This window comes from Pseudomonas sp. YL2, from assembly GCF_023063025.1.
Classification (GTDB): domain Bacteria; phylum Pseudomonadota; class Gammaproteobacteria; order Pseudomonadales; family Pseudomonadaceae; genus Aquipseudomonas; species Aquipseudomonas putida_A.
Map to the genome: position 1 here is coordinate 226649 of NZ_JAJSLU010000007.1, position 20854 is coordinate 247502.

Consider the following 20854-nt stretch of genomic DNA (forward strand, 5'->3'; position numbering starts at 1 on the left):
AATCAAGGCTCTGTGGATCCAACCCGCCCAAGCGTCAACGAGCCGTGATTTTCCAGGCGCGGTGGATCTTGGTGTTACGCGCAAAATCCGGATCGATGGTCTGCGCGCTGATTTCCTCGACCGCGTAACGCTCGGCCAGGTTCTCCTCCAACTGGAACTTGCGGAAGTTGTTGGAGAAATACAGCACGCCCCCCGGGGCCAGACGTGCCATGGCCAGGTCGATCAACTGCACCTGATCACGCTGCACGTCGAAGATACCTTCCATGCGCTTGGAGTTGGAGAAGGTCGGCGGGTCGATGAAGATCAGGTCGTACTCGTCGCGGCTGCTTTCCAGCCAGGCCATCACGTCGCCCTGCTCCAGACGGTTCTTGTCGGAGAAGCCGTTCAGCGACAGGTTGCGCCGCGCCCAGTCGAGGTAAGTCTTCGACAGGTCGACGCTGGTGGTGCTGCGCGCGCCGCCCTTGGCCGCGTGCACACTGGCGGTCGCGGTGTAGCAGAACAGATTGAGGAAGCGCTTGCCGGCCGCCTCTTTCTGAATGCGCATGCGCATTGGCCGGTGATCGAGGAACAGCCCGGTGTCGAGGTAGTCGGTGAGGTTCACCAGCAGCTTGACGCCACCTTCGCTGACCTCATTGAACTTGCCTTGCGCCGCCTGACGCTCGTATTGCTTGGTGCCGCTCTGACGCTCGCGGCGTTTGACCACCACGCGGCTCTTGTCGACGTTCAGCGCCTGCGGGATCGCCGCCAGGGCATCGAACATGCGCGCCGAGGCCTTTTCCGGATCGATCGACTTCGGCGCGGCGTATTCCTGCACGTGCACCCAGTCGTGGTACAGGTCGATGGCCATGGCGTATTCCGGCATGTCGGCATCGTAGACGCGGTAGCAGTCGATGCCTTCGCGCTTGACCCACTTGCTCATCGCCTTGAGGTTTTTCTGCAGGCGGTTGGCAAACATCTGCCCGCCTTCGCTCAGGCGCGGCTGCTCGACCACTGGCGCCGGGGCTGGCGTCGGTTTGATCGGGTTGCCGTTCTTGTTGAACTTGCGCTCTTGCGGCTCGTTCGGGGTCTGATCGTAGGCTGCTTGCTCGCGCTCGGCCTGACGCTGTTCCGGAGTCCGCCGCTCGCCGGTGACGAACTGGTCCGGCAGCATCTTGATCAGCAGCAGTTTGCACGGCAGCGCGCCGTTCCAGAACGAATACTGTTTGTGGCTGCGAATGCCCATGCGCTTGCCCAGATCCGGGGCGCCGGTGAATACCGCCGCTTCCCAGTTCAGGCAGGCCTGCCGCAGGCGCTCGCCGAGGTTCTGGTAGAGATAGAGCAGGCTGGCTTCGTCACCCAGACGCTCGCCGTACGGCGGGTTGCAGATCACCAGACCTTTCTGGTTCTGGTCCGGACGCGGCTCGAAGGTCGCGACTTCGCCCTGATAGATCTTGATCCACTCGCTCAGACCAGCGCGTTCGACGTTATTGCGGCCCGGCTGAATCAGGCGCGGGTCGGCTTCGTAACCGCGAATCCACAGCGGCGGCTTGGCCAGACCGGCAGCGGCGCGTTCGACCGCTTCTTCATGGAGTTTTTTCCACAGCGCCGGAACGTGGCCGAGCCAGGCGGTAAAGCCCCACTGCTCGCGGCGCAGGTTCGGCGCCATGTCGGCGGCGATCATCCCGGCTTCGACGAGGAACGTACCGACACCGCACATCGGGTCAGCCAGCGCGCCGCCTTCGGCCGCAATGCGCGGCCAGCCGGAACGGATCAGGATCGCTGCCGCGAGGTTTTCCTTCAGCGGCGCCGCGCCCTGCTGCAGGCGGTAACCGCGCTGATGCAGGCTGTGGCCGGAAAGGTCGAGGGACAGGATCGCTTCGCCGCGATCCAGGCGCAGGTGAATGCGCAGATCCGGGTTGAGCTTGTCGATCGACGGACGGTCTCCTTGCGGGGTACGCAGTTTGTCGACGATGGCGTCTTTGACTTTCAGCGCACCGAAGTGGGTGTTGTCGATGCCCGAGCCGTGGCCGCTGAATTCGACGGCCAGAGTGCCGTCGGCGAGCATGTGATCCTGCCACTCGACGTCAAGCACGCCGTGGTACAGGTCTTCAGCGTCTTTCATCGGGAAGCGCTTGAGCACCAGCAACACCCGGTTGGCCAGACGCGACCACAGGCACAGGCGATAAGCGGTTTCCATGGTCGCCATGCCACGCACGGCGGAGGTGTGCTCGCGGGCGTCTTCAAGGCCAAGCCCGACGGCTTCCTCGATGAGCAGGCCTTCAAGGCCTTTGGGGCAAGTGAGGAAGAGTTCGAAACGGTCGGACATGGTATTTCCAGAGCCTTTGGCTAGTGAACCGGCAACGCATTGCCGATCCGGTTTTCAATCAGGCGCTTTTCTAAAAGAGCGCCCGCGTGGCACGAAGGTGTGCCGTTCCATCCCCGCTGCTCGGGTTAAAAGAGCTTAGATGCAAGGACAGGTATTAAAGTTGATGAAACAAAATGACTCAAAGCAACCCTTCGTCGAATATTACCCCAGCGTAAACGTTGGTCATTCTCACTAAAGGATTAACCCCATCATCCAGTGCGGGGCCGATCATACCGGGGTTTGCTGAAAAAACGTTCATGAAACCCGTCGTTACTTATGGCTGTAGCACTATTTTCGTTACGTCCTTATGACAAAACGATCATTCCCTCGGTGTGACTCATTGGTTAGAACTGACCACAGGTTGACGTCGCAACGGCGTCAACACCTTGGCTCGCCACGCCGGCAGCGAGCCGCCCAACGGCAGAGTTTTTTCTGCCAGACCTCGGTTGAGGTCAACGCGACGAAAACAGTCAACAAGTGAGGGAAACACCCTATGAGAAGACTTAAGCGTGATCCGTTGGAAAGAGCATTTTTGCGCGGATATCAATATGGCGTTGGTGGCAAATCCCGCGAGCTTTGCCCATTTACTCTACCGTCGGTACGCCAAGCCTGGATCAACGGCTGGCGAGAAGGACGCGGCGACAACTGGGACGGTATGACCGGCACTGCGGGAATCCACAGACTCAACGAACTTCACGCCGTCGGCTGACACAGGGCACTTATTGCAACACGACAATCTGAATTTCTAGCGACTTACCATGCACGTCCTTCCCGGACGGCGGGCTACGGCCCAGGGGCTCCTTCGAGGAGCCCTTTTTTATGCCCGCAAATCATTTGAACTGCACACATAACCTGTGGGAGCGGGCTTGCTCGCGAAAGCGTCGTGTCAGCCACCGCAAATGTTGACTGAAATAGCGCTTTCGCGAGCAAGCCCGCTCCCACAATGGGATCAGCGCAAGGCGGCGATCGCGTCTACCGATTCACGAATCAGCGCCGGGCCCTTATAGATGAAGCCCGAGTAAATCTGCACCAGGCTCGCACCCGCCGTGATCTTCTCGGCCGCATGCTTGCCTTCGGTGATGCCACCGGCCGCGATGATCGGCAACCGACCACCCAGCTCCGCCGCCAACACCTTCACGGTATGCGTGCTCTTGTCACGCACCGGGGCGCCGGACAGACCACCGGCCTCGTCACCGTGCTCCATGCCTTCGACGCCAACGCGACTCAGGGTGGTGTTGGTGGCGATCACCGCGTCCATCCCGGTTTCGATCAATGCCTGCGCGACCTGCGCGGTCTCTTCGTCAGTCATGTCCGGGGCGATCTTGATCGCCAGCGGCACATGTTTGCCGTGGCGCAGGGCCAGTTCGGCGCGGCGCGTGGCCAGATCCGCCAGCAACTGCTTGAGCGAATCACCGAACTGCAGACTGCGCAGGCCCGGGGTGTTCGGCGAGCTGACGTTGACCGTGACATAGCTGGCGTGGGCATACACCTTGTCCAGGCAAATCAGATAGTCGTCCACCGCGCGCTCGACCGGAGTGTCGAAGTTCTTGCCGATGTTGATCCCCAGCACGCCCTTGTATTTGGCCGCCGCGACCCGCGCCAGCAGGTTATCCACACCGAGGTTGTTGAAGCCCATGCGATTGATGATCGCCTCGGCTTCCGGCAGACGGAAGATCCGTGGTTTCGGGTTGCCCGGCTGCGGACGCGGGGTCACGGTGCCGATTTCGACGAAACCGAAACCCAGTTGCGAGAAACCGTCGATGGCCGCGCCATTCTTGTCCAGACCGGCCGCCAGACCCACCGGGTTCGGGAAGTCCAGGCCCATGACCGTCACCGGCACATTCGCCGGCTTCTTGCACAGCATGCCGTTGAGGCCCAAACGCCCACCCGCGCCGATCAGATCCAGCGACAGATCGTGGGAGGTTTCCGGGGAAAGTTTGAACAACAGCTGACGGGCCAGGGTGTACATGGGCGGCGATGACTCGGGCGGCGAAAAGAGGCGGCGATTATAGCCGGGCAACGTCCCCCGGCGCGAGGCACACAGGTAAATCAGCCTGACTGGCATATGCCTTGCACTTTCAGGGGTATCAGCCCACAGGCCAATGGCGGCGTGCGGGTACGGACAATGGCGTCGTTCGGAGGTTTTGCCTTAGCAAAGCCTGGGACGGCGTTTTTTTTGAGGGTGGCTTTATATGAGTGATTCATCCGTCGGGCCGCTGGCCTGGGTCAACGGCAGTGATGCTCCGGAAAAAAGCGTGATCAACCTCGGCTTCATGGCCCTGAGCGATTGCGCTTCGGTGGTCGTGGCCGCGACACAGGGCTTCGCCCAGCCCTACGGCCTGACGATCAACCTCAAGCGCCAGGCGTCCTGGGCGACCTTGCGCGACAAACTGGTCAGCGGCGAACTGGATATGGCCCACAGCCTGTATGGGCTGATTTACGCGGTGCATCTGGGTATCGGTGGCGTGGCGCCGAGCGACATGGCGGTGCTGATGGGGCTGAACCAGAACGGCCAGAGCCTCAACCTGTCCCACGGTTTGCAGCAACTGGGCGTGACCAGTCCTGAAGCACTCGATCGGCAGGCGCACCAAACCCGCGCAAAACTGACCTTCGCCCAGACCTTTCCCACCGGCACCCATGCGATGTGGCTGTATTACTGGCTGGCGAGTCAGGGCATTCATCCGTTGCAGGACGTCGACAGCGTAGTGGTACCGCCGCCGCAAATGGTCGCTCACCTGCAAGCCGGGCGCATCGATGGCTTCTGCGTCGGTGAACCGTGGGCGGCCAGCGCCGTGCAACAGGATCTGGGGTTCACCCTCGCTACCAGCCAGAGCATCTGGCCTGACCACCCGGAAAAAGTCCTTGGCTGCACCCGCGCATTCGTCGAGCAATACCCTAACACCGCACGGGCGCTGGTGATGGCGATCCTCGAGGCCAGCCGCTTCATCGAGCAAAACCCGGAAAACCGCCGCAGCACCGCGCAGCTGCTGAGCGCCCCGGAATACCTCGACGCCCCGCTGTCCTGCATCGAACCGCGTTTTCTCGGTGATTACGCCGATGGCCTCGGCAATCGCTGGCAGGACCCGCACGCCTTGCGCTTTCACGGCAACGGCGAGGTGAATCTGCCGTACCTGTCCGACGGCATGTGGTTCATGACCCAATTCCGCCGTTGGGGCCTGTTACGCGAGGATCCCGACTACCTCGCGGTGGCCCGCCAGGTTCAGCAACTGGACATTTACCGCGAAGCAGCCACCGCCGTCGGGGTCGCCGCGTGGGGCAAGGAGATGCGCAGCAGCCAGTTGCTTGATGGCAAAGTCTGGGACGGCAGCGATCCGGCTGGTTACGCCCGCAGTTTCAAGCTGCACGCCCTGAGCGACAGCACTGCCCTTCTCGCCCGCCGCTGACAGGAGACCGCCAACATGCTGCGCATTCTGCTGATCAACGACACCGCGAAAAAAGTCGGGCGCCTGAAGGCCGCGCTGACCGAGGCCGGTTTCGAGGTCATCGATGAGTCCGGCCTGACCATCGACCTGCCGGCACGCGTCGAAACAGTGCGCCCGGACGTGATTCTGATCGATACCGAGTCACCGAGCCGCGATGTCATGGAGCAAGTCGTGCTGGTCAGCCGCGACCAGCCCCGGCCGATCGTGATGTTCACCGACGAACATGACCCGGGGGTGATGCGTCAGGCGATCAAGTCCGGGGTCAGTGCCTACATCGTCGAGGGCATTCACGCCCAGCGCCTGCAGCCGATTCTCGATGTGGCCATGGCGCGCTTCGAAAGCGATCAGGCCTTGCGCGCGCAACTGCTGGCCCGCGATCAGCAACTGGCGGAGCGCAAACGCATCGAACTGGCCAAAGGGCTGCTGATGAAGATGAAGGACTGCAATGAAGAAGAGGCCTACACCCTGATGCGCCGACAGGCCATGAGTCGCCAGCAGAAGCTGATTCAGGTGGCGGAGCAGATCATTGCCATGAGTGAGTTGCTGGGCTGAAGGCCTGCGCTGGCTTTCCCGGCCCCTTCGCGAGCAAGCCCGCTCCCACATTTGGAACGCATTCCCCTGTGAAGCAGGTCGGGATTCCACTTTGAAAGGCATTCCCTGTGGGAGCGGGCTTGCTCGCGAAGGCCGCGACGCGGTTTCACTTATTGGCACAAATCTGGCTAAGCATTCAGCACAGGTAACCAACGGCGGTTGCCCCACCCACGACAAAGACGTCGCTCACCCGTTCGCCCAACCGGCGTATCAGGTGGCGGCGTTTTTGCGTTTTGGCCCCACAGCTCGGGGCCGGTGGTGCGGCCGTGGCGGCGCTCCACCTGCTGTGACTCCTTTCGAGACTCTTTTCAGCTGAGGTGCGCGATGAATTCAAGCTTCTGGAAATCCGGCCACACCCCGACCCTGTTCGCAGCGTTCCTGTATTTCGACCTGAGCTTCATGGTCTGGTACCTGCTCGGCCCGTTAGCGGTGCAGATCGCCGCCGACCTGCACCTGACCACGCAACAACGTGGTCTGGTGGTGGCGACGCCGATTCTGGCGGGTGCGGTGCTGCGCTTTGTGATGGGCATGCTGGCCGATCGTCTGTCGCCGAAAACCGCTGGCCTGATCGGTCAGGTGATCGTGATCTGCGCGTTGTTCGGCGCGTGGAAACTCGGCATCCACAGTTATGAACAGGCGCTGATTCTGGGACTGTTCCTCGGCATGGCCGGTGCTTCGTTTGCTGTGGCCCTGCCGCTGGCCTCGCAATGGTATCCGCCGCAGCATCAGGGCAAGGCCATGGGCATCGCCGGCGCCGGTAACTCCGGCACCGTGTTTGCCGCACTGATTGCCCCGGTGCTGGCTGCGGCGTTCGGCTGGAGCAACGTCTTCGGTTTCGCCCTGATTCCATTGATCCTGACGCTGGTGCTGTTCGCCTGGCTGGCAAAAAACGCCCCGCAGCGGCCCAAGGCCAAAGCCATGGCCGACTACTTCAAGGCCCTTGGCGACCGCGACAGTTGGTGGTTCATGTTTTTCTACAGCGTGACCTTCGGCGGCTTCATCGGCCTGGCCAGCGCCCTGCCCGGCTACTTCAACGACCAATACGGCCTGAGTCCTGTCACGGCGGGTTACTACACCGCTGCCTGCGTGTTCGGTGGCAGCCTGATGCGTCCGCTGGGTGGCGCGTTGGCAGATCGCTTCGGTGGCATCCGCACCTTGTTGGCGATGTACACCGTAGCGGCAATCTGCATCGCCGCCGTCGGTTTCAACCTGCCCAGCTCCTACGCCGCACTGGCGCTGTTCGTCTGCACCATGCTCGGTCTCGGTGCCGGCAACGGCGCGGTGTTCCAGTTGGTGCCGCAACGTTTTCGCCTGGAGATCGGCGTGATGACCGGGCTGATCGGCATGGCCGGCGGCATCGGCGGCTTTGCCCTGGCGGCCGGCATGGGCGCGATCAAGCAAAGCACCGGCAGCTATCAACTGGCGCTGTGGTTGTTCGCCAGCCTCGGCGTGCTGGCGTGGTTCGGTCTGCACGGGGTCAAACGTCGCTGGAGAACCACCTGGGGTTCGGCGGCGGTCACCGCTGCGCGAGTCTGAGGCGTCGATGCCCCTGCAACTGAGCTTTGCCCAGGCCAGCGCCACCGGCCCGCGCGCGGAAAATCAGGACGCCCTGCGCCTGGTGACGCCCGCCCCGGCGCTGGCCGCCAGCAAAGGCTATCTGGTCGCCATTGCCGACGGCGTAAGCCAATGCGCCGACGGCGGCCTGGCCGCACGCTCGACCCTGCAGGCACTGGCGCTGGACTACTACGCCACGCCGCAAACCTGGAGCGTGGCCCAGGCGCTTGATCGCCTGCTGCTCGCACAAAATCGCTGGTTACAGGCCAATGGCGGCGGGCAACCGTTGCTGACCACGGTCAGCGCGCTGGTCCTGCGCGGTCGGCGTTTCACCCTGGCCCACGTCGGCGATTGCCGGGTCTATCGCTGGCAGGCTGACGCTTTGCAGCGGATTTCGCAGGACCATGTCTGGGAGCAGCCGGGCATGCAGCACGTGCTCAAACGCGCGCTGGGGCTGGATCAGCATCTGGTACTGGATTTTCTCGACGGTGAATTACGCGAGGGCGAATGTTTCGTGCTGCTCAGCGATGGCGTGTGGTCGACCTTGGGCGATACCACAATCGCAGCGATTCTGCGCGATCAACCGGATCTCGAAAGCGCCGCACACACGTTGGTCAACGCTGCGCATCTGGCCGGCAGTCAGGATAATGCCAGTGCGCTGCTGGTGCGGGTCGATGCGCTCGGCGAAGCGAACATCGGCGATGCGCTGATTCACTTACAGCAGTGGCCGCTGCCGCCAGCGCTGAAAACCGGGCAGATGTTCGAAGGCTGGCAGGTGCAGGGCGTTGTCGCTCAGAGCCAGCAATCGCTGCTGTATCGAGTGCTGGATGGCCAAGGTCGGGGCTGGTTGTTGAAAACCCTGCCGGCGCGGCTGGCCGATGATCACCAGGCCGCGCAAGCCTTGTTGTCGGAAGAATGGTTCCTCAGGCGTGTCGCCGGGCGGCATTTTCCTGAGGTCCACAGCGGTACCCAGCGTCAGCATTTGTACTACGTGATGCGCGAATATTCCGGGATGACTCTGGCGCAGCTGTTTCAACACAGCAACCCGTTGCCGTTGGCGCAGTGGCAGGACATTGCCGAGCGTTTGCTGCGGGCGGTAGGCCTGCTGCATCGGCGGCAGATTCTGCATCGCGACATCAAGCCGGAAAACCTGCATCTGGGCGACGATGGCGAGTTGCGCCTGCTGGATTTCGGTCTGGCGTACTGCTCCGGTCTGTCCGAAGACGCACCGTCAACGCTGCCGGGAACGCCCAGCTATATCGCCCCGGAAGCCTTTCGCGGCGAGCCACCGAGTGCGCAACAGGATCTGTACGCGGTGGGCGTGACCCTGTTTTTCCTGCTGACCGGGCACTTTCCCTATGGCGAGATCGAAGCCTTTCAACGGCCACGATTCAGCGTGCCGGGGAGTGCTGGCCGCTACCGCCCGGACGTGCCGGAATGGATTGCGCAGAGTCTGGAGCGTGGCGTGGCGGCGGATCCGCAACAGCGCTTTGAAACGGCTGAGGAATGGTTGCTGGTGCTGGAACAAGGTGAGCGGCGCAGTTTGAGTGTGCGACCCAGGCCTTTGCTGGAGCGTGAGCCGTTGACGGTCTGGCGGACGGTAGCATTGCTGGCTTTGCTGGGGAATCTGGTGCTGCTGGTGGTGTTGTTTCATCGTTGATACCGCGTCGCGCCCTTCGCGAGCAAGCCCGCTCCCACAGGGGATTTGTGAACGACTCGGTTCCACTGTGGGAGCGGGCTTGCTCGCGAAGGCGTCCGTCCAATCACTACAAATCCTTCTGTTTGAACGCTCCACGAATGGGCAGCCCGCTTCGATAAGGTGCAAAAAACCATGATGAACGCCGACAAAACGCAATAAACCCGCCACCCCCACACTTGGCACAACCACTGCATTACCCGTTTCACCATACATAAAGCCCAACCTTCAACGACGAAGGCTGCGCTTCCCGAGAGAACGGGACCAGGACAAAGGCGTCCTCGCTAGGCAACTAGCGGGACGCCTTTTTTTGTTTGCGCAACATTTGTCGAGCACGGCCTGACTGCCCACAAGAGGCCAGCCACCGCTCCCCGGAGAACCTGATGAAAAAACTCAAACTGGTGATGATCGGCAATGGCATGGCTGGGGTTCGCACCCTGGAAGAACTGCTCAAGCTGAGCAACGAGCTGTACGACATCACGGTCTTCGGCGCCGAACCGCACACCAACTACAACCGCATCCTGCTGTCGCCGGTGCTGGCCGGTGAGCAGACCTTCGAAGAGATCGTGCTCAACGACCTCGACTGGTACCTGGAAAACCACATCAAGTTGCTGCTCAACCGCAAGGTGGTGCAGATCGACCGGGTCAAACGCCGGGTGATCGCCGAGGACGGCACCGAGGCTGAGTATGATCGCCTGCTGATCGCCACCGGTTCGACGCCGTTCATCCTGCCGATCCCCGGCAACACCTTGCAGGGTGTGATCGGTTACCGCGACATCGCCGACACCCAGGCGATGATCGACACCGCCAAAACCCACAAGCACGCGGTGGTCATCGGCGGCGGCCTGCTCGGCCTCGAAGCCGCCAACGGCCTGATGCTGCGCGGCATGCACGTCACCGTGGTGCACATCGGCGAATGGCTGCTGGAGCGACAACTGGACAAGACCAGCGGCCAACTGCTGCAAACGGCGCTCGAAGCCCGTGGCCTGCATTTTCGCCTGTGCGAACAGACCCAGGCCCTGCACGACGCAGGCAACGGCCGGGTCGGCTCGGTACAGTTCAAGAACGGCGAGATCATCCCCGCCGATCTGGTGGTGATGGCCGCCGGCATCCGCCCCAATACCGAACTGGCGGAACGCGCCGGCATCCCCTGCAATCGCGGGATTCTGGTCAACGACACCCTGCAAACCTACGATCCGCGCATCTATGCCATCGGCGAGTGCGCCAGCCATCGCGGCATCGCCTATGGCCTGGTGGCGCCGCTGTTCGAACAGGCCAAGGTCTGCGCCAATCACCTCGCACAACTGGGTTTCGCCCGCTATCAGGGCTCGGTGACCTCGACCAAATTGAAAGTCACCGGCATCGACCTGTTTTCCGCCGGTGATTTCATGGGCGGCGAAGGCACCGAAACCATCACCCTCTCCGATCCGATCGGCGGCGTGTATAAAAAACTGGTGATCAAGGATGACGTGCTGGTCGGCGCCTGTCTGTACGGAGATACGGCAGATGGCGGTTGGTATTTCCGACAGATTCGTGAGAATCACGCCATTGGCGAGATCCGCGATCACCTGATGTTTGGTGAAAATTCTATCGGCGACGTAGGACATCAGGGCCAGGACAAAGCCATGAGCATGGCCGACAACGCCGAAGTCTGCGGCTGCAACGGCGTGTGCAAAGGCACCATCGTCAAGGCGATTCAGGAACACGGCCTGTTCAGCGTCGATGACGTGAAAAAGCACACCAAGGCTGCCAGTTCCTGCGGCTCCTGCGCCGGGCTGGTCGAGCAGATCCTGATCAACACCGTCGGCGGCGCGGCGGACGTCAAACCGAAAAGCGAAAAAGCCATCTGCGGTTGCAGCGACCTCAACCACGGGCAGATCCGCCAGGCGATCCGCGAACAGCATCTGCTGACCATCGCCGACACCATGAGCTACCTCAACTGGCGCACCCCGAACGGCTGTGCCACCTGCCGGCCGGCGCTGAACTACTACCTGATTTCCACCTGGCCCGGCGAAGCCAGGGACGATCCGCAATCGCGCCTGATCAACGAACGCGCCCACGCCAACATTCAGAAGGACGGCACCTATTCGGTGGTGCCACGGATGTGGGGCGGCGTGACCAATCCCTCGGAATTGCGCCGGATTGCCGACGTGGCTGACAAGTACAACGTACCGATGGTCAAGGTCACCGGCGGTCAGCGCATCGACCTGCTGGGGATCAAGAAGCAGGACTTGCCGGGCGTCTGGAAAGACCTCGACATGCCGTCCGGCCACGCCTACGGCAAATCCATCCGCACCGTGAAAACCTGCGTCGGCAGCGAGTTCTGCCGCTTCGGCACGCAGAACTCGACGCAGTTGGGCATTGAGCTTGAGCACGACCTGTTCAACATGTGGTCGCCGCACAAAGTGAAACTCGCTGTCTCCGGATGCCCACGCAACTGCTCGGAAGCGGGGATCAAGGACGTAGGAATCATCGGTGTCGACTCCGGCTGGGAGATGTACATCGGCGGCAACGGCGGGATCAAGACCGAAGTCGCCGAGTTCTTCGTCAAGCTGAAAACCGCCGAGGAAGTTCGTGAATACAACGGCGCGTTCCTGCAGCTGTATCGCGAAGAAGCCTTTTACCTCGAACGCACCGTGCACTACCTGCAACGGGTCGGCATGGAGCACATCAAGCAAGCCGTGCTTGAAGATCCGGAGCGGCGCAAGGCCCTGAACGAGCGTCTGCAGTTCTCCCTGTCGTTCGAACAGGACCCGTGGAAAGAGCGTCTGGCGCAGCCGCAACTGAAGAAAGAATTCGAGGTGATCCCCGTGAAAAACCTGGAGGTGCCGGCATGAATTGGCTCGATATCTGTGCCCTGGAAGAGATCAATGCCCTCGGTTCGCGGATCATTGCAGGGCCGAAAGGCGACATCGCGATTTTTCGTACAAGCGACGACGAAGTTTTCGCCCTCGACGATCGCTGCCCGCACAAGGGCGGGCCGTTGTCACAGGGTTTGATCTACGGCAAACGTGTGGCCTGCCCGCTGCACAACTGGCAGATCGACCTGCAAACCGGTGAAGCCCAGGCGCCGGACATCGGCTGCGCGCACCATCATCCGGCGCGGGTCGAAAACGGCCGCGTGCAGCTGGCACTGCGGGATGCGGTCTGATGAACCGCCAGACGACCGCCTCGACCTGCTGTTATTGCGGGGTCGGCTGCGGCGTGCTGATCGAGCATGACGGCGAGCGCATTCTCGGCGTCAGCGGCGATCCGGCGCACCCGGCCAACTTCGGCAAATTGTGCAGCAAAGGCTCGACCCTGCACCTGACCGGCGACCTGGCCGCCCGGGCGCTGTACCCGGAGCTGCGTCTGGGCAAAAGCCTGGCCCGCAGCCGTTGCGACTGGGATACGGCGCTGGATCACGCGACCCAGGTTTTTGCCGAGACCATCGCCGAACACGGCCCGGACAGCGTGGCGTTTTACATTTCCGGGCAGTTGCTGACCGAGGACTATTACGCCTTCAACAAATTGGCGCGAGCGCTGGTCGGGACCAACAACATCGACAGCAATTCCCGACTGTGCATGTCGTCAGCGGTGGTCGGTTACAAGCGCAGCCTCGGCGCCGATGCGCCGCCGTGCAGCTATGAAGATCTGGAGCTCAGCGATTGCGTGATGATCGCCGGCAGTAACATGGCCTACGCCCACCCGGTTCTTTTCCGACGCCTTGAAGAGGCAAAATCGCGCCGACCGCAGATGAAGGTCATCGTCATCGATCCCCGACGCACCGACACCTGTGAGTTGGCGGACCTGCATCTGGCGATTTTGCCCGGCACCGATGTCGCTCTGTTCCATGGGATTTTGCATCTGCTGCTGTGGGAAGACTGGATCGACCGCGACTTCATCAAGGCGCACACCGACGGTTTGCCTGAACTGAAAAATCGGGTGCGCGATTACACCCCGCAAATGGTCGCGCAACTGTGCGGGATCAGTGTCGAGCAATTGCAGCAGTGCGCGGAATGGGTGGGCACGGCGCCAAGTTTCCTGTCGCTTTGGTGCATGGGCCTGAATCAGTCCACCGCTGGCAGCGCGAAAAACAGCGCGCTGATCAATCTGCACCTGGCCACCGGGCAGATCGGCCGGCCAGGCGCAGGACCTTTCTCGCTGACCGGTCAGCCAAATGCCATGGGCGGGCGGGAAACCGGCAGCCTGTCCAATTTGCTGCCCGGTCACCGGGAGGCAGCCAACCCCGAACACCGCGCCGAAGTGGCAGCCTATTGGGGCGTCGATCAACTGCCTGAAAACATTGGACTGAGCGCCATCGAGCTGTTCGAGCGGATGCGCAGCGGCCAGATCAAGGCGCTGTGGATTGCCTGCACCAACCCCGCACAGTCCATGCCCGATCAAAACGCGGTTCGCGAGGCGCTGCAGGCCTGCCCGTTCGTGGTGTTGCAAGAAGCCTTCCGCACCACCGAAACCGCCGCCTTCGCCGACCTGTTGTTACCCGCTGCCAGCTGGGGCGAAAAGGAAGGCTCGGTGACCAACTCCGAAAGGCGCATTTCCCACGTGCGCCAGGCCATTCTCCCACCCGGTGAAGCGCGGCCGGACTGGGCGATCACCGTGGATTTCGCACAACGGCTGGAGCAACGTCTGCGTCCGCAACAACCAAGCCTGTTTGCTTTCGAGCATCCGGCGCAGTTGTTCGACGAATACAAACAACTGACCCGTGGACGCGATCTGGACCTGTCGGGCATCAGCCATCAATTGATCGATGAACTGGGACCGCAGCAGTGGCCCTTCCCCACCGGCGCCCGACAAGGCACCGCGCGTTTGTATGGCGACGGGATTTTTCCCACGGCCAACGGTCGTGCGCAATTCGTTGCCGATCCTTATCGCGCGGCCAAAGAACAACGCGATGCACGGTTTCCGCTGACCCTGATCACCGGCCGTCTGCGCGATCAATGGCACGGCATGAGCCGCACCGGCACCGCAGCGCAATTGTTCGGGCATGTCAGCGAAGCGCTGTTGAGCCTGCATCCGGACGAAATGCGCCGTCATCGTTTGCAGCCGGGAGATCTGGTCAATCTGAAGAGTCGACGCGGTGCGGTGATTGTGGCTGTCGGCAGCGACGACGGCGTGCGTCCGGGTCAGGCTTTTTTGCCGATGCACTGGGGCGAGCGTTTTCTCAAGGGCGGGGTTAACAGGCTGACCTTGCCGGCTTTCGATCCTTTGTCAAAGCAGCCCGAACTCAAGCACAGCGGCGTGCGTCTGGAACCGGTGAATCTGCCATGGCACTTGTTTGCACTCATCGAGGGCGATGTTCAACGGCATTTCGAGACACTACGACCCCTGTGTGAGGCGTTTTCCTACGTCAGCCTCAGCCTTGCCGGACGTGAACGGCCCGCGCTGCTGATACGCGCTGCCAGCGCCACGGCGCCGGAGCCGCAACTGCTGCGCGATATCGATCAGTGTCTGGCGCTGCTCGACGGGCCGGTACTGGCCTACGACGACGCGCGTCGCGCCATCGGCAAACGGGTACGCATCGAAAACGGCCGCATCACCGCGATCCGCTTGGCCGGCGAAACCCTGGCCCGGCATTGGCTGCAGGGGCTATGGCTGGAGGGCCGCGCCGATGAACAACTGCGACGCTGGCTGCTGGCGCCGATGAGTGCGCCGCCGGGCAGTGCCAGTTTGCAGGCCAATCCGGGAAAAACCCTATGCAACTGCCAAAACGTCAGCCACAGCGCGGTATGTGCCGGGATTCGCCAGGGTCTCGATCTGCAAGGCCTCAAACAACAACTGGGATGCGGCACGCAATGCGGTTCGTGCGTCCCGGAAATCAAACGATTGCTGGCGGCCGATCTGCAGCCGGTATCCAGCTGATAAGGAAAACACCATGAATGCAAAAGTCTGGCTGGCGGGGGCAGGTCCCGGTGATCCCGAACTGCTGACGCTCAAAGCGGTGCGCGCATTGCGTGAAGCGCAGGTGGTGTTGATTGACGATCTGGTCAATGCCGCGGTGCTGGAGCATTGCCCCACCGCGCGAATCATTGCCGTGGGCAAACGCGGCGGCTGTCGCTCGACACCGCAGGCGTTCATCCATCGGCTGATGTTGCGTTATGCGCGCCAAGGCAACTGCGTGGTGCGGCTCAAGGGCGGTGACCCGTGCATTTTCGGTCGTGGCGGCGAAGAGGCGCAGTGGTTACGCGAACGTGGGATTGAGGTCGAGTTGGTCAACGGTATTACCGCCGGACTCGCCGGCGCGACGCAATGCGATATTCCGCTGACGTTGCGCGGGGTGGCGCGCGGGGTGACGCTGGTGACCGCGCACACTCAGGACGACAGTCAATTGAACTGGCAGGCGTTGGCGCGAGGTGGGACAACACTGGTGATTTATATGGGGGTGGCCAAGCTTGGCGAGATTCGCGATCAGCTATTGGCCGGCGGGATGGCGGCAGATACGCCGGTGGCGATGATCGAGAATGCCTCTCTGCCAGAACAGCGTGAGTGCCGTAGTGATCTGATGGCCATGGAAGAGGATGCAGTGGGGTTTGGCTTGAAGAGTCCGGCGATTCTGGTGGTTGGGGTTGTTGCGGCTGTCGCAGAAAATCTAAAGATCGCAGCCTTCGGCAACTCCTACAGGAGCAGACCGCGTGTAGGAGCTGCCGCAGGCTGCGATCTTTAGAGCTTCAAAGCCAAATCGCAGGCAAAGAAAAGCCCGGCCTGAGCCGGGCTTTTCTCGTAGCGGCAGCTAATTACTTAGCTTGAGCTTCAACCTGCGCTTCTACGCGACGGTTAACAGCGCGACCAGCTTCAGTTTTGTTGTCAGCAACTGGGCGGGATTCGCCGTAGCCGATCGACTGAACGCGGGACGACTCAACACCGTACTGCTGGGTCAGAACCTGCTTAACGGCGTTTGCACGACGCTCGGACAGTTTCTGGTTGTAAGCGTCAGGACCGACGGAGTCAGTGTGACCTTCAACAGTGGTGTGAGTGGCTGGGTACTGCTTCATGAAGTCAGCCAGGTTCTTGATGTCAGCGTAGCTGTTTGGCTTGACGACCGACTTGTCGAAGTCGAACTTCACGTCCAGCTCTACACGAACAACTTCAGCAACTGCTGGGCAGCCATCAGCGTCAACAGTTACGTTGGCTGGGGTGTCCGGGCACTTGTCAACGTTGTCGCAAACGCCATCGTTGTCGCTGTCGGAGCAGACTTCAGCCGGAGCTGGAACTGGAGCAGCAGCTGGCTTGCCGCCGCCACCGAAGTTCACACCCAGACCAACCGATGGAGCGTAGTCCCAACGGCCGTTGTCCAGTTTGTAGTCAGCTTCTACGCCAGCACGGGCGAAGAAGTTTTCAGCGAAGTAGTACTTAACGCCAGCGCCAGCAGTCAGGAAAGTCGACTGGTCGCGACCGGTGTGGCCGTCAGCAGCTACGTTGGTCAGGTTGCCGTGCTTAACACCACCTTCAACGTAAGGACGCAGAGCGTCGCCAGCGTTGTTGAAGTGGTACTGAGCGGTCAGACCGAAGTTGTCACCGCGCAGTTTCTGGCTACCGGTACCGTCGTTCGAACGGGTGTGGTTGTTACGATCCCAGCCGAAGTTGATCGAGACGTCGTCGGTCAGGAAGTAACCGATTTTGGCGCCTGGGTTGAAGCCGTCTTCGACATGATCAATGCTGTCGTTGTACTGCTTCTTGTAGTTGATCTCGCCTTCAACTGCGCCTTGGCCTTGTGCCAGTGCGCCGAACGAAGTAGCGGCAATAAGAGAACCAATGGCCAAGCCCAAGGTGTTTTTCAGTTTCATCCGTTAAATCCCCATCTGGTGATTGTGAAGCAGTCCCGCAAACCGGGGGACAACTCGGCGGCAAGTCTATCAGAACTTGCCTACACGTAAGAGATATTTGCGCTGAACTAAGTTTCAGCAATGCCTGCAAATTTCTCACGCAATTTGTCTAGAGCACGTTTGTACCGCATTTTTGTCGCACTCAAACCCATGTGCATGATGTCTGCGATCTCCTGAAACTCCAGCTCTGCGACAAATCGTAGCACCAGAATTTCACGGTCAATCGGGTTCACATACACCAGCCAGCGATCGAGTCCGCCCTTCTCCTCGGGTTTCGGCGCCTTTTCTTCCGACGCTTCTTCCAGCGGGTCCAGACTCAAGGCGTCCATCAAGCGACGCTTTCGCCGTTCCTTCCGATACTGCGTGATGCATTCGTTATACGTGATGCTGTAGAGCCAGGTTTTGAACTTCGATTTCCCCTCGAAGTTCTTCAGGCCGTACAGCACCTTAAGCATCACTTCCTGACAGACATCGTCTGCGTCGCGATCGTTCCCAAGATATCTCGCACAAACGTTAAATAATGTTCGCTGGTAACGCCGCATCAGCTCTTCATAGGCGCGCGTCACGTGAAACAGCTCGGTATGCGAGCGCGCGACCAACTCCTCATCAGAGAGCTCACGGGGGTCATAGCGCGTGGATAGCGTTTGGGCTTTATTCAAAACAAGTCGTGCCGACAGTCAGGTCAATGTCCGCCGCACCCCTCTCAGGGCATTTTGCGGCGGCATACATTAGCAGGGTTTGCCGGGTTAGCGGCTACTCACATGCTGTTCCAGCAGGATCCGATTGGAGAGTGAGACTAGCTCACCCTCATCGGTCAGCAATGTGGTTTTAACCGTGCCGATCTCTTCGATCTGGCCTTCGACCTCGCCAACACGCACTTGTTGCCCAACCTGATACAACTCACGCACATAGATTCCCGCAAGAATCTGACCGGCAATTTCCCGGCTTCCCAAACCCATGGCCAGCGCAACAGCCAGACCAACGGTAATCAATACGATGACAATCACATGGTTCAGCAGGTCAGTCTTGACCTCGAGCTGGCTGATCGCGACCGAGATACTGATGATGATCACCAACCCCTGGGCGATTCGGCCCAAACCCGAAGCGTAGTCCAGCCCTACGCCTTCTGCCGCTCCGCGCACCAGGCCGTTGGCCAATTGCGCGAGCAAAACACCGACCAGCAACACCAGCGCGGCGCCGAAAACTTTCGGCAAATACAACGCCAGCATGTCCAGCGTAGCTGAAACTCGCTCAAGTCCAAGGGACTCTGCTGCAGAAACCAGGAAAATCAGCAGAACGAACCAGTAAACAATCTTCCCGATCAAGGTTGAGATCGGCACTTGCAGGCCGGCCCGCGACATCAACTTGGTCAGACCGGTGCCGCCCATCAGGCGATCAAGGCCCAGTTTGGCGAGCAATTTGGACAGCAAGGTATCGAGCAGCTTGGCCACCACGAAACCCAACAGCAGCACCACCAGTGCGCCGAACAGGTTCGGGATGAAGTTGGCGACTTTGGTCCACAACGCAGTCATTGCAGTGACGAGGCTCTGAGTCCAGAGATCAAGTTCCATATTCAATCAGCCTTATCAGCAGTGCGTGCAGTAGTTTTACGAAGACGGGAAACCGGCGAGACGTGGGCCGATCCGTTATTCAGGGCGATCATCAGCGCGGGCAGCCAGCGGCCCAGCAGGCTGAACAGATCACCGGCGCCCACCTGGCGGTTGGCGGTTTTGAGTACGCGACCCAGGCATGCATCGTCGTCACGGCTGGACGGCGAGGCGTTGAGCATGTCGCGCAAAGACTGTTCAAACGGATCGTGCATACGCACCTCTCGTGATGTCTGTGAAAGACGCGGGCAAATTTGGTCGGGTCACATGTTGCATCTTCACACCCAGCGCAAACGGCGGAATAACCACCATTGACCGAAGGCCATCGCCAGCACCGTCAGACAGGCAATCAGGAAACCATAAGGGCTGCTCGAGAACGGAATGCCGCCCACATTGATGCCCAGCAGGCCGGTGAGAAAACTCATCGGCAAAAAGATGCAGGTGATGATGCCGAAGCGGTACATCGTGCGATTCATGCGCACGTTCAAACGCCGGTCTTCGGCCTCCAGCACAAGCCCCATGCGCTCTCGGGTCAATTCCAGCTCTTCGAGATAGCGCGTCAGGCTGTTGTTCAATTCGTTCCAGTAGTCAGCGTCATCGTCGACAAACCACGGCAGTTTTATCCGGGTCAGTTGTCCGAAAATATCCCGCTGCGGTGCCAGAAAACGCTTCAGTCCGGCCGCCCGGCGGCGGATGTGCAAAATCGAGCCATGCTCGGGGGTATACCGTTCGTCGGCATCCAGTTTTTCTTCCTCTTCATCGACCAGTTCCGACAGGCAGGTGACCAGATCCTGCACCTTGTTGGTGAGGAATTGCGCCAGATACAGGATCAGTTCAGATGAGGTTTTCGGGCCTTTGCCTTCGCTTAGCAGCGCCAGCAGCTCATCGGTGGCACGCAGCGGACGCAAACGCAGCGAGATGACCCGTTGCGCCGACGCGAAAATCCGCACCGAGACCATGTCTTCCGGCTCGGCGCCGGGGTTGAGGTTGACCCCGCGCAGAAACAGCAACAGTTCGGCATCCGGCAACGGCAACAGGCGCGGCCGAGTGTTTTCTTCCAGCAGCAGGTCGCAGGCAAATTCATTCAGGCCGCTGGATTTGCGCAGCCAGGTCTGGGTTTGCGGATGGCTGCGATCCCAGTGCAACCACAGGCTCTCATGGGCCTGCAGTTGCAGATCGTCGAGCTCAGTCCGGGCAATCGAACGCGCACCGCCTTTACCGTCCAGCACCAGGGCATGCACCAGCCCCCACTGCGCGTTTTCTTCCTCGAACATCCGCATCCCTTTGTCGAAAAACTTATTCAGGCATCTGCAGCGGACTTGGCGAAACGATCACGCCGTTGTTGTCCGCATAGATGTAGTGGCCCGGGTGGAACGTCACGCCGGCGAAAGTCACCGGTACGTTGAGATCGCCGATACCGCGCTTTTCGGTTTTCATCGGATGGCTGGCCAACGCCTGAACGCCGAGATCGGTCTGGGCAATAACGTCGACGTCACGGATACAACCGTAGATGACCATCCCTTCCCAGCCGTTTTTTGCGGCTTTCTCGGCGATCATGTCGCCCAGCAGCGCGCGCCGCAGCGAACCGCCGCCATCGACCACCAGCACCTTGCCGTTACCCTTGAGTTCGGCTTGCTCTTTGACCAGCGAGTTGTCTTCGAAACATTTGATGGTCACGATTTCGCCGCCGAAGGAATCACGGCCGCCGAAATTGCTGAACATCGGTTCCAGCACCTGCACCAGCTCCGGATAGGCGTCGCACAGGTCAGGCGTGAGGTAATGGTTCATCGAAAAAC

Annotated in this window: 17 protein-coding genes; 9 read left to right on the forward strand and 8 right to left on the reverse strand. The window is 60.7% G+C overall.

Annotated features, from left to right (window positions below; translation table 11 throughout):
- Nucleotides 1-34: 34 nt before the first annotated feature.
- Nucleotides 35-2305: a bifunctional 23S rRNA (guanine(2069)-N(7))-methyltransferase RlmK/23S rRNA (guanine(2445)-N(2))-methyltransferase RlmL gene (gene rlmKL / locus LVD08_RS13225; protein WP_247268357.1), complete on the reverse strand. Its 2271-nt coding sequence runs from the start codon at nucleotides 2303-2305 to the stop codon at nucleotides 35-37.
- Between the two features lie 532 nt (nucleotides 2306-2837).
- On the opposite strand from rlmKL, the gene rmf reads away from it, so the two are divergent.
- Complete coding sequence (gene rmf, locus LVD08_RS13230) at nucleotides 2838-3053, forward strand: ribosome modulation factor (protein ID WP_003223300.1); 216 nt, start codon at nucleotides 2838-2840, stop codon at nucleotides 3051-3053.
- 240 nt (nucleotides 3054-3293) lie between these two features.
- Here rmf and LVD08_RS13235 read toward each other — a convergent pair whose 3' ends face one another.
- Complete coding sequence (locus tag LVD08_RS13235; protein ID WP_064586767.1) at nucleotides 3294-4313, reverse strand: quinone-dependent dihydroorotate dehydrogenase; 1020 nt, start codon at nucleotides 4311-4313, stop codon at nucleotides 3294-3296.
- 223 nt (nucleotides 4314-4536) lie between these two features.
- On the opposite strand from LVD08_RS13235, the gene LVD08_RS13240 reads away from it, so the two are divergent.
- The 8 genes from LVD08_RS13240 (at nucleotide 4537) to cobA (ending at nucleotide 16292) form a co-directional block, all read left to right on the forward strand.
- Nucleotides 4537-5748, forward strand: a complete 1212-nt coding sequence (locus LVD08_RS13240; protein ID WP_247268358.1) for a CmpA/NrtA family ABC transporter substrate-binding protein — start codon at nucleotides 4537-4539, stop codon at nucleotides 5746-5748.
- A gap of 15 nt (nucleotides 5749-5763) precedes the next feature.
- The gene (locus LVD08_RS13245) at nucleotides 5764-6339 is read left to right on the forward strand and encodes an ANTAR domain-containing response regulator (RefSeq protein WP_027613283.1); all 576 of its coding nucleotides are present in this window, start codon (nucleotides 5764-5766) and stop codon (nucleotides 6337-6339) included.
- A gap of 363 nt (nucleotides 6340-6702) precedes the next feature.
- Nucleotides 6703-7914 carry a nitrate/nitrite transporter gene (locus tag LVD08_RS13250; RefSeq protein ID WP_027613284.1) on the forward strand — a complete coding sequence of 404 codons (1212 nt, stop codon included), beginning with the start codon at nucleotides 6703-6705 and terminating at the stop codon, nucleotides 7912-7914.
- Between the two features lie 7 nt (nucleotides 7915-7921).
- Complete coding sequence (locus tag LVD08_RS13255; RefSeq protein WP_247268359.1) at nucleotides 7922-9592, forward strand: bifunctional protein-serine/threonine kinase/phosphatase; 1671 nt, start codon at nucleotides 7922-7924, stop codon at nucleotides 9590-9592.
- A gap of 419 nt (nucleotides 9593-10011) precedes the next feature.
- Nucleotides 10012-12465, forward strand: a complete 2454-nt coding sequence (nirB, locus tag LVD08_RS13260) for a nitrite reductase large subunit NirB (RefSeq protein WP_247268360.1) — start codon at nucleotides 10012-10014, stop codon at nucleotides 12463-12465.
- Nucleotides 12462-12779: a nitrite reductase small subunit NirD gene (nirD, locus tag LVD08_RS13265; protein ID WP_027613287.1), complete on the forward strand. Its 318-nt coding sequence runs from the start codon at nucleotides 12462-12464 to the stop codon at nucleotides 12777-12779. The genes nirB and nirD overlap by 4 nt, the downstream gene beginning before the upstream one ends.
- Nucleotides 12779-15490, forward strand: a complete 2712-nt coding sequence (locus LVD08_RS13270) for a nitrate reductase (RefSeq protein WP_247268361.1) — start codon at nucleotides 12779-12781, stop codon at nucleotides 15488-15490. The genes nirD and LVD08_RS13270 overlap by 1 nt, the downstream gene beginning before the upstream one ends.
- A gap of 13 nt (nucleotides 15491-15503) precedes the next feature.
- Nucleotides 15504-16292 (forward strand): uroporphyrinogen-III C-methyltransferase, encoded by a 789-nt coding sequence (gene cobA / locus LVD08_RS13275; RefSeq protein ID WP_247268362.1) that lies wholly within the window; start codon nucleotides 15504-15506, stop codon nucleotides 16290-16292.
- Between the two features lie 70 nt (nucleotides 16293-16362).
- On the opposite strand, the gene LVD08_RS13280 is transcribed toward cobA, so the two are convergent.
- The 6 genes from LVD08_RS13280 to rraA all read right to left on the reverse strand — a co-directional run bounded on the left by LVD08_RS13280 (nucleotide 16363) and on the right by rraA (nucleotide 20846).
- A complete protein-coding gene (locus LVD08_RS13280) occupies nucleotides 16363-17412 on the reverse strand; it encodes an OmpA family protein (protein ID WP_027613290.1) in 1050 nt (349 codons plus the stop codon).
- A gap of 107 nt (nucleotides 17413-17519) precedes the next feature.
- Nucleotides 17520-18110: an RNA polymerase sigma factor SigX gene (gene sigX / locus LVD08_RS13285; protein WP_011333251.1), complete on the reverse strand. Its 591-nt coding sequence runs from the start codon at nucleotides 18108-18110 to the stop codon at nucleotides 17520-17522.
- A gap of 87 nt (nucleotides 18111-18197) precedes the next feature.
- Entirely contained in the window at nucleotides 18198-19022 is an 825-nt protein-coding gene (locus tag LVD08_RS13290) for a mechanosensitive ion channel family protein (RefSeq protein WP_007916401.1), read from the reverse strand.
- 2 nt (nucleotides 19023-19024) lie between these two features.
- On the reverse strand, nucleotides 19025-19273 hold the full coding sequence (locus LVD08_RS13295) for a hypothetical protein (RefSeq protein WP_003223293.1): 249 nt from the start codon (nucleotides 19271-19273) through the stop codon (nucleotides 19025-19027).
- Nucleotides 19274-19336: 63 nt separating this feature from the next.
- Complete coding sequence (locus LVD08_RS13300) at nucleotides 19337-20332, reverse strand: zinc transporter ZntB (RefSeq protein WP_027613291.1); 996 nt, start codon at nucleotides 20330-20332, stop codon at nucleotides 19337-19339.
- A gap of 22 nt (nucleotides 20333-20354) precedes the next feature.
- The gene (gene rraA / locus LVD08_RS13305; protein WP_098967958.1) at nucleotides 20355-20846 is read right to left on the reverse strand and encodes a ribonuclease E activity regulator RraA; all 492 of its coding nucleotides are present in this window, start codon (nucleotides 20844-20846) and stop codon (nucleotides 20355-20357) included.
- Nucleotides 20847-20854 lie beyond the last annotated feature (8 nt).